The sequence below is a fragment of the Moritella sp. genome (genome assembly GCF_033791185.1).
Classification (GTDB): Bacteria; Pseudomonadota; Gammaproteobacteria; order Enterobacterales; family Moritellaceae; genus Moritella.
This window is the reverse complement of sequence record NZ_JASJHF010000010.1, coordinates 1-8,218: the sequence shown is the minus strand read 5'-3', so window position 1 is coordinate 8,218 and position 8,218 is coordinate 1. Positions and strand designations below refer to the sequence as shown.

At 41.8% G+C, this 8,218-nt stretch carries 8 protein-coding genes and 3 tRNA genes; 4 read left to right on the top strand and 7 right to left on the bottom strand.

Features of this window, described 5'->3' with window-relative positions; all coding sequences use genetic code 11:
• Window positions 1-58 precede the first annotated feature (58 nt).
• The 3 genes from QNK26_RS00605 to QNK26_RS00595 all read right to left on the bottom strand — a co-directional run bounded on the left by QNK26_RS00605 (window position 59) and on the right by QNK26_RS00595 (window position 539).
• Window positions 59-135, bottom strand: a tRNA-Pro gene (locus QNK26_RS00605).
• 212 nt (window positions 136-347) lie between these two features.
• Window positions 348-423 (bottom strand) — tRNA-His (locus QNK26_RS00600).
• 39 nt (window positions 424-462) lie between these two features.
• Window positions 463-539, bottom strand: a tRNA-Arg gene (locus tag QNK26_RS00595).
• A 241-nt stretch (window positions 540-780) separates the two neighbouring features.
• On the opposite strand from QNK26_RS00595, the gene QNK26_RS00590 reads away from it, so the two are divergent.
• Both QNK26_RS00590 and QNK26_RS00585 read left to right on the top strand, forming a co-directional pair.
• The gene (locus QNK26_RS00590) at window positions 781-1,200 is read left to right on the top strand and encodes a cytochrome c5 family protein (RefSeq protein WP_319220322.1); all 420 of its coding nucleotides are present in this window, start codon (window positions 781-783) and stop codon (window positions 1,198-1,200) included.
• A 183-nt stretch (window positions 1,201-1,383) separates the two neighbouring features.
• A complete protein-coding gene (locus QNK26_RS00585) occupies window positions 1,384-2,715 on the top strand; it encodes a bifunctional diguanylate cyclase/phosphodiesterase (protein WP_319220321.1) in 1,332 nt (443 codons plus the stop codon).
• A gap of 52 nt (window positions 2,716-2,767) precedes the next feature.
• Here QNK26_RS00585 and rep read toward each other — a convergent pair whose 3' ends face one another.
• The 3 genes from rep to rpmB all read right to left on the bottom strand — a co-directional run bounded on the left by rep (window position 2,768) and on the right by rpmB (window position 5,311).
• Complete coding sequence (gene rep, locus QNK26_RS00580) at window positions 2,768-4,783, bottom strand: DNA helicase Rep (protein ID WP_319220320.1); 2,016 nt, start codon at window positions 4,781-4,783, stop codon at window positions 2,768-2,770.
• A gap of 124 nt (window positions 4,784-4,907) precedes the next feature.
• Complete coding sequence (gene rpmG / locus QNK26_RS00575) at window positions 4,908-5,063, bottom strand: 50S ribosomal protein L33 (RefSeq protein ID WP_017222427.1); 156 nt, start codon at window positions 5,061-5,063, stop codon at window positions 4,908-4,910.
• 11 nt (window positions 5,064-5,074) lie between these two features.
• Window positions 5,075-5,311 carry a 50S ribosomal protein L28 gene (gene rpmB / locus QNK26_RS00570; RefSeq protein WP_319220319.1) on the bottom strand — a complete coding sequence of 79 codons (237 nt, stop codon included), beginning with the start codon at window positions 5,309-5,311 and terminating at the stop codon, window positions 5,075-5,077.
• 348 nt (window positions 5,312-5,659) lie between these two features.
• Between rpmB and QNK26_RS00565 the strand changes: the two genes are divergently transcribed.
• The gene (locus tag QNK26_RS00565; RefSeq protein WP_319220318.1) at window positions 5,660-6,880 is read left to right on the top strand and encodes a cysteine desulfurase; all 1,221 of its coding nucleotides are present in this window, start codon (window positions 5,660-5,662) and stop codon (window positions 6,878-6,880) included.
• A gap of 140 nt (window positions 6,881-7,020) precedes the next feature.
• Window positions 7,021-7,392 carry a NirD/YgiW/YdeI family stress tolerance protein gene (locus QNK26_RS00560; protein WP_319220317.1) on the top strand — a complete coding sequence of 124 codons (372 nt, stop codon included), beginning with the start codon at window positions 7,021-7,023 and terminating at the stop codon, window positions 7,390-7,392.
• Here QNK26_RS00560 and QNK26_RS00555 read toward each other — a convergent pair.
• The coding region (locus QNK26_RS00555) for an ATP-binding protein (protein WP_319220316.1) at window positions 7,387-8,218 on the bottom strand (832 nt) is incomplete at its 5' end. The two genes, QNK26_RS00560 and QNK26_RS00555, sit on opposite strands and share 6 nt — an antisense overlap.

Below are 8,218 nucleotides of genomic sequence, written 5' to 3'. Positions count from 1 at the left end.
CCCTCGACAACCGGAATCACAATCCGGGGCTCTACCAACTGAGCTACAACCGCCATAGTGGTCGGTGATAGAGGATTCGAACCTCTGACCCCCTGGTCCCAAACCAGGTGCGCTACCAAGCTGCGCTAATCACCGAACATGCTCATTAGAATGCATCATTCTTAACAAGTGTGCGCATTATAGATATTGTGAGTAAGTCTGCAAGTCTTTTTAACTAAAAAACCAATATTTTGTCTTTTTCAATTAAATCGAAATAAAAACCAACAGCGCTAGTGCAAAAAACAATCAAACGGCATTAATTTACTTACTCAACTGTACTTACCTTAGCGTGCGTAATCAAAGAGTAATGGGGCGACTGAAGGGATTTGAACCCTCGACAACCGGAATCACAATCCGGGGCTCTACCAACTGAGCTACAACCGCCATTTATCATTCATTACACAACCACTATAATAACTATAATGGTGCGTCCGAGAGGAGTCGAACCTCCGACCTCACCCTCCGGAGGGGCGCGCTCTATCCAACTGAGCTACGGACGCATAAACAATATCTTACGTCTAACAGCAAATCTCGTCTAGGCAAATTGGCTAATTTTTACTGAAAATGTTGGATCACAACAACCCTTGTATCTTTTATAACCAAGTAAAATGCAACAAACACTGTTACAACTATTTAACCTAAGGCTTGGTAAGGCTATAATACCAGACAGTAGTAGGGATTTATTATAACAAAAGTCACCCACAGACTGACAATACCATTAATTAGGGAGCTAAAAAGAGCATGTATAAATTACGAAATATTCTAATCACTTTATCAGCATCATTGCTATTTGCATTCACTGTAAACGCAGGCCACAATTCAGCTGAATCAGTTGCAGAACGCATTGCTCCTGTTGGTCAAGTATACCTACCCGGTGAACTTGCTCCTGTTGTTGCGAAAAGCACAGCATCAGCAGAACCGCGCACTGGTGAACAAGTTTATACGGCTACTTGTAACATGTGTCACGGCAGTGGCCTTGCCGGAGCTCCAATTAAAGGTAACGCAGAGCAGTGGGCACCGCGCCTTGCCAAAGGTAAAGACACCTTGTATCTCCACGCGATTGAAGGCTTCAATGGCATAATGCCAGCACGTGGTACCTGTTCAACATGTTCTGATGATGAATTACATGCTGCTGTTGATTTCATGATCCAAGGCCTATAACACGATTGATAAATAACGTTATAACAAACAGATTACAACGCTAATCCACGATAACGTCACGCTCTTTCGATAAAGCCGCTAATTTATTTAGTGGCTTTTTTTTGACCCTCAGTTATCCACTGCTAGACTTTATCACTATAAGACTTAGTTTTTTAGTGATTAAAGACCATTAGGATATCGACTGTGAACAAGGATCGTCTCTCAATACAAGCGCAACCCAATAATGCCAAGCTGATTAGTTTAGCTTTGACTAACTCATTGCGAACCCAACGTGCCTTATTTCTAACCCAGCTAAAATCAGCCTTGCAACAATTACAGCGTAGCCAGCAGAGCTTCGTACTGCTGCTGATCAAGATTGAGAACATCGCAGATGTTGAACAAAATTTTGGTAGCGATCTGAGTAATAATTTAATTTCGATTATCCGTCATCATTTGCAATCACTAACCTCCAGTAAAGACTGCTTAGTTAACTTACAAGGTGACGAGTTTGCCTTATTAAAAACAGATATCACTGATGCTGAGAGCGCGATTGACCTAGCCAAAGAAATTCAGTCACAGTTTCGTTTTAGTTTTCAGGTTAACAATTATAAAATTCTCTGCAATAGCAGTATTGGCATTAGCTTACAACAAGCGCCACATTCTGTTAGCCAAGTATTAAAGGATGCCGATATCGCCCTAAAGCACGCTCAGCAACGCGGTTTAGGTCAATACCATCTATCCACTGCATTGCCAGTGCCGGTCAAAAATACCCAAGCCATATTGCAACAAGAACAGCTTACTCACGCTATTATTAACCACGATATTTTGCCTTACTACCAGCCTATCATTCAATTAAACAGCAACCAACTAGTTGGTTTTGAAGTTATTGCCCATTGGCATGAACAAGAGCAGAACGATGATAATAACTTTATCTCACTCGCCGAGAACACCGATATTATCATCGCACTCGATTTGCATATTATTTATCAAGCCTGTGTACAGCTCAAAAAATGGCATGACTCGCACAGTGATAATCAACAAATAATGTTAACCATGAATTTATCAGCCAAACACCTGATTCTTGATGGCGCCGTTGAACATTTAATATTTATTATTCAACAACAACAGATCCCTCCCCATCGTCTGGTGTTTGAATTTAGAGAGCATGAATGCTTAGCACGCAATAAGTTTGCCATGCGCGCGCTGGAGAAATTGCGACAAATAGGGGTGCAAGTTGGATTAGATGATTTTGGTACTGGTTTTAGTTCGTTAAATGCTTTTTTTCAGTACCCCATTGATTTTGTCAAAATAGACAGCCGTTTTACCAATCGTATGCTGATGTCAAAAAAAGACTTATCGTTGATTCGGGTCATTAGGGATATGAGCCATGACATGGGCTTTAAGGTCATTGTAGAAGGGATTGACAGCCCACAGCAGCACGCTAAGCTTATCGAACTAGGCTGTGAATTTGGTCAAGGTAGTTATATTGCTCAACCGATGGACTATAGGCAAGTAAATCGCTTATTAGAGCTCTAATAAGCGACTTATTAAAGTGAGTTATTAAAGTGAGTTATTAATAGTATTCAAATTACTTATTAAAAAGCGCTCTCAGATTGGCAACGCCACGTTTACCTTTTTCTTGTTTTTCTACTGGTGAATCCGGTTTTTTACGTAAGTCCCATTCCAAATCATCTTGCGGTAACTCTAACAAGAAGCGGCTTGGCTCAGGTTTCACTACGTCACCAAATTGGCGGCGCTCTTTGCATAACATCATGAACAGTACCTTTTGCGCACGGGTGATACCTACATACGCTAAACGACGTTCTTCTTCCACATTCGGATCATCATCAATCGAGCTTTGATGCGGCAAAATACCTTCTTCCATCCCCACCATGAACACGTACGGATATTCCAGGCCTTTAGAGGCATGATACGTCATTAACTGTACTTGATCAGAGTCATCCTCGTCTTCGTTGCGCTCTAGCATATCACGCAGCGTTAACCGAGTTACCACTTGCGCCAGTGTCATCTCTTCATCGAGATCATCACCTTTGAGCATTTCAGTCACCCAACGATATAATTCAGAGACATTCTTCATACGCATTTCGGCAGCTTTAGCACTAGTACTGGTTTCGTATAACCAATCTTCGTAATGAATATCGCGCACCATATCGCGCACTGCATCGATACTATCGCTGCGCTGCTCTTGGTCTGCTAATTCAACTAACCAACGGGTAAAACCACGAACGGCGAGTAAACCACGCCCCGTTAATGTCTGCTCAAGTCCCATTTCAAAACTGGCAGCGAACAAACTGATATTACGCATGTTGGCATAATTACCGAGCTTTTCTAATGTTGTTGGGCCAATCTCACGACGCGGCACGTTCACCACGCGTAAAAAAGCATTGTCATCATCCGGATTCACTAATAAACGCAGGTAAGCCATCATATCTTTGATCTCGGCGCGCGAGAAGAATGATGTACCACCACTGATCTTATAAGGAATACGGTTAGTCATTAACGCTTTTTCAAATAACCGTGACTGATGGTTACCGCGGTATAAAATGGCATAATCTTTATATTCACTGCGCGCCATGAATTTATGCGCGAGCAGTTCTGATACTACTTTTTCAGCTTCATGCTCTTCGTTTTTAGTGGTGAACACTTTAATCGGATCACCATAACCAAGCTCGCTGAATAGCCGTTTATTAAATTCATGCGGGTTATTATCAATTAAGATATTGGCCGCTTTTAAAATACGCTGAGTCGAACGATAGTTCTGCTCGAGTTTCACCACTTTCAAACCGGGGAAGTCACTTTGCAATAACGTCAGGTTTTCAGGTCGGGCGCCACGCCATGAATAAATAGACTGATCATCATCCCCTACCACGGTAAATTTAGCGCGGTGGCCTACAATCAGTTTCACCAATTCATATTGGCTGGTATTGGTATCTTGATACTCATCCACTAATAAATAACGGATCTTGTTTTGCCAGCGTTCGCGTACCTCGTCATTCAAGCGTAATAACAACGTTGGCATCATGATCAGATCATCAAAGTCTAAGGCGTTATAGGCTTTCATATGACGGAGATAATCGTCGTAACACAGGGCAAATAATTTGTCTTGTGGCATCTGCGCACGGGCAATAGCTTGCGGCGGCAATACCAGCTCATTCTTCCAATTTGAAATAGCACTGCGCAATTGGTCGATAAGTTCTTTGTCTTCTTCTAACGTCTCTTGCGTCAATTCTTTTAATAATGCCAATTGGTCTTGATCATCAAACAAGGTAAATGCCTGCTTGATACCTAAGGTTTTATATTCTTTACGAATAATATTTAACCCTAAGGTATGGAATGTTGACACCATCAAGCCTTTTGCTTCTTTTTTACCTAACGTCTGAGCGATACGCTCTTTCATCTCACGCGCCGCTTTATTGGTAAAGGTTACCGCTGCAATATTCTTGGCATCATAACTACAGTTCTGCACTAGGTGAGCAATTTTGGTGGTAATAACACGAGTTTTACCACTGCCAGCACCAGCGAGTACCAAGCATGGACCAGAGATATATTTAACAGCTTCATCCTGACGGGGATTCATTTTCATAAGGGCAACACCAGACTAAAACATTAGGGAAAGAGGTCGAGATTAGATTGTAGCAAAATTTGCATACAAAAATGCCAGTTATAAATAACTGGCATTTTTTATACATTAAAAACGCAATCAAGTATTACTTGATTTTGCCTTCTTTGTAGATAACGTGCTTACGAACAACTGGATCAAACTTTTTGATTTCCATTTTTTCAGGCATGTTTTTTTTGTTCTTGTCTGTGGTATAGAAGTGACCTGTACCAGCAGATGAATTCAAACGAATTTTATCGCGCATAATCTAGTTCCTTAAACCTTAACACCACGGGCACGGATTTCAGTTAAAACTGAATCAATACCTTTCTTATCGATAATACGCATACCTTTAGCAGTAAGACGTAATTTAACAAAGCGGTTTTCGCTCTCAACCCAGAATCTGTGCGAATGCAGGTTTGGCAAAAAACGGCGACGTGTGCGGTTTTTTGCGTGAGAAACGTTGTTACCAACAGCTGGTTTTTTACCAGTAACTTGGCATACTTTTGACATAGTGTGCTCCAATAACTTCAAATATTAAGTATCTACATAGTCGCATTTGAAGCTACTAGGTATACTTTTAAAGCTCGGTTTATACAGCAAACCGAGATGTAAATCAATAATAGCGCAAAATATCATCATTCTTTCACAAGGTCAAATAGTGTTAAAAATGAACAACAACGTAGTGTTTTCATGCATAAAACCGATAAATAGGCTTTTAAAGTAAAAAAACATCCAAAAAACAGCGATAAAAATAAAATCACAATAATTTCATATTTCCGTTAAATTAGCCCAAATGTAAAAATCCTAAAATTCATTTTTAGGTTATAATCCACGCCCCTTGATAGTGAGTTTACGGCCATGCTTAGCGATATAGAATTAATTAATCTTCGACAACAGTTCCCTGTATTATCCCAACAAGTGAATGAGCATCCGCTCATTTATTTAGATAATGCAGCTACAAGCCAAAAGCCTTTATGTGTACTGGAATCGATTAATACCTATTATCGAGATATTAACGCTAACGTACATCGCGCATCACATGCATTAAGTGCACAAGCAACCACTGCATATGAAAATGCCCGTGATACTTGCGCGCAATTTATTAACGCTAGCAGCAGCAAAGAAATTATTTGGACACGTGGCACGACAGAAGCCATTAACCTTGTCGCTAACAGCTTAACCACTGAAATTACCGCTGGAGATGAGATCATCATTTCCACCTTAGAGCACCACGCCAATATCGTGCCTTGGCAAATGTTAGCGCAACGCACAGGCGCCATTCTCAAGGTTATTCCGCTATTACCGTCAACAGACCTTGATATGCAGGCGTATAAAAGATTACTCAATGATAAAACCAAACTCGTTGCAGTTAGCCATGTCTCCAATGCCATTGGCACGGTAAATCCAGTTGAGGAGATCATCGCTTTAGCCAAACAAACTAGTGCCAAGGTACTCATCGATGGTGCCCAAGCCATCTCTCATTGGGACGTAGATGTACAAGCATTGGGTTGTGACTTTTATGTATTCTCGGGGCATAAAATGTATGGGCCAACGGGCATCGGCGTATTGTGGGGCAAAGAAACTATCCTCAACCAACTTCCGCCTTGGCAAGGGGGTGGGGAAATGATTAAAACGGTGAGTTTTGAACACACCACTTATAACGAGTTACCGTTTAAGTTTGAAGCCGGTACCCCTAATATTGCCGGTGCCATCAGCCTAGCCCGCGCCATGACATTTTTAAATAGCTACGACCGCCAGGCATTAGCGAACCACGAAGCGGCATTGTTGGCTTATGTCACAGCGCAGCTCGAAAAAATGCCGCGTATTAAGATCATCGGTAACCCGCAACACCGAGCTGGCGGCGTCAGCTTTATTATTGGCGATGCACACAATGCGGATGTAGGTATGTTGTTAGATTTACAAGGGATTGCCGTACGAACCGGTCATCACTGCGCACAACCTTTGATGCACAGCCTCAATCTCTCCGGCACCATTCGGGTGTCGTTAGCGATTTACAATACCAAAGCTGAAATAGATTTTTTCATTAAAGCCTTGGATGAATTACAAGATTTACTTTAAAAAACATCAATCTCCGCACATGTACTGAATATGAACAACGCACTCAGATTGTATTCAGTATCAATGTTGTTTAATAGCATCATCAACATTGATTAGACCACAACCAACAACGAAACCCTCTGGTTTCTAGGAGATTTAAGATGCTAAAGAAAACAATCATAGGCCTTACCGCTGCCATCATTATGTTACCAACACTCGCTCTAGCAAAAAATCATGAAAAACATTCAATTAACTACACAGGTCCTGCGATGAACGTAACCACAGTGGCAGAGAACCTTGAAAATGTCGGTCGTTTTAGCGAACTAAATGTCGTTTTAGAAGGTAAATTAATTCATCAAATAAGTGGCGACAAATACATGTTCGCTGATGACTCAGGTCAAGTGGTTGTCGAGCTTGATGATGATATCAAGTTACCCGTCGCGATTGATAACAACACCAAATTGCGTATTTTCGGTGAGTTAGAAGGCGGTTCGACCCCAGAGGTTGAAGTCAAACACATCAAACTGCTATAAGCGATTACGTAAAGGTAATGCTAATTGTGCAGCTAAGCCACCGAGCGAGGCGCGCCCTAATGTTAGTTGGCCTTGATACATCTTCGCCATTTCAGCCGCAATATTAAGCCCGAGGCCATGACCTGGGGTTTGTTCATCTAAACGTTGACCGCGATCCAATACCAACTGACAATCTGCGTCACTCATCCCAGGTCCATCATCTGCAATCGTCATTTGCAGCAAGCCATCAACCACAACAGCTGAGATAACAATGCGCGAATCAGCCCATTTATACGCATTTTCGATCAAGTTACCGCCCATTTCGTCAAAATCACGACCATCAACGGCAAGGGAGAGCGCTTGATCAAATGTAATATCAACGCCAATATTACGACTGGCATACAAACGTGAAAAAGCCGACACCGCATTGCTACATTGTTGGTAAGGACTGCATTTAGCGCCTAATAATTGCTTCGCGGCGATTTGCGAGGCGGATAAATGGTATTCAATATGTTGACGCATTTGCTGTAATTGTTGCTGCAACAAAGGTCTTTGTGGCAATTGAGGCAGAGCCAATTCATTTTGCATAATACTCAGTGGCGTTTTTAGTGCATGCGCCATATTGCCAGCATTGGTACGGGCCTTTTCTAGCAACTGCTGATGGTGTACCAACAAGCGGTTAATATCTTTTACTAGCGGATCAATTTCTTGTGGATAATGATGTTGAAAATGGGTCTTATCGCCGTTTTCAATTTCGGCTAACTCTTTGCGCAAGGTAGTCAGCGGCCGCAATCCCCAAGTTAATTGCAGTAAAATTAATAACATCACCGCCAGTGCCAATAGGCCT

Coding starts and splice junctions, on each gene's coding strand:
- QNK26_RS00560 (WP_319220317.1), top strand. CDS start 7,021: ATGCTAAAGAAAACAATCATAGGCCTTACCGCTGCCATCATTATGTTA.
- QNK26_RS00565 (WP_319220318.1), top strand. CDS start 5,660: ATGCTTAGCGATATAGAATTAATTAATCTTCGACAACAGTTCCCTGTA.
- rep (WP_319220320.1), bottom strand. CDS start 4,783: ATGAAAATGAATCCCCGTCAGGATGAAGCTGTTAAATATATCTCTGGT.
- rpmG (WP_017222427.1), bottom strand. CDS start 5,063: ATGCGCGATAAAATTCGTTTGAATTCATCTGCTGGTACAGGTCACTTC.
- rpmB (WP_319220319.1), bottom strand. CDS start 5,311: ATGTCAAAAGTATGCCAAGTTACTGGTAAAAAACCAGCTGTTGGTAAC.
- QNK26_RS00590 (WP_319220322.1), top strand. CDS start 781: ATGTATAAATTACGAAATATTCTAATCACTTTATCAGCATCATTGCTA.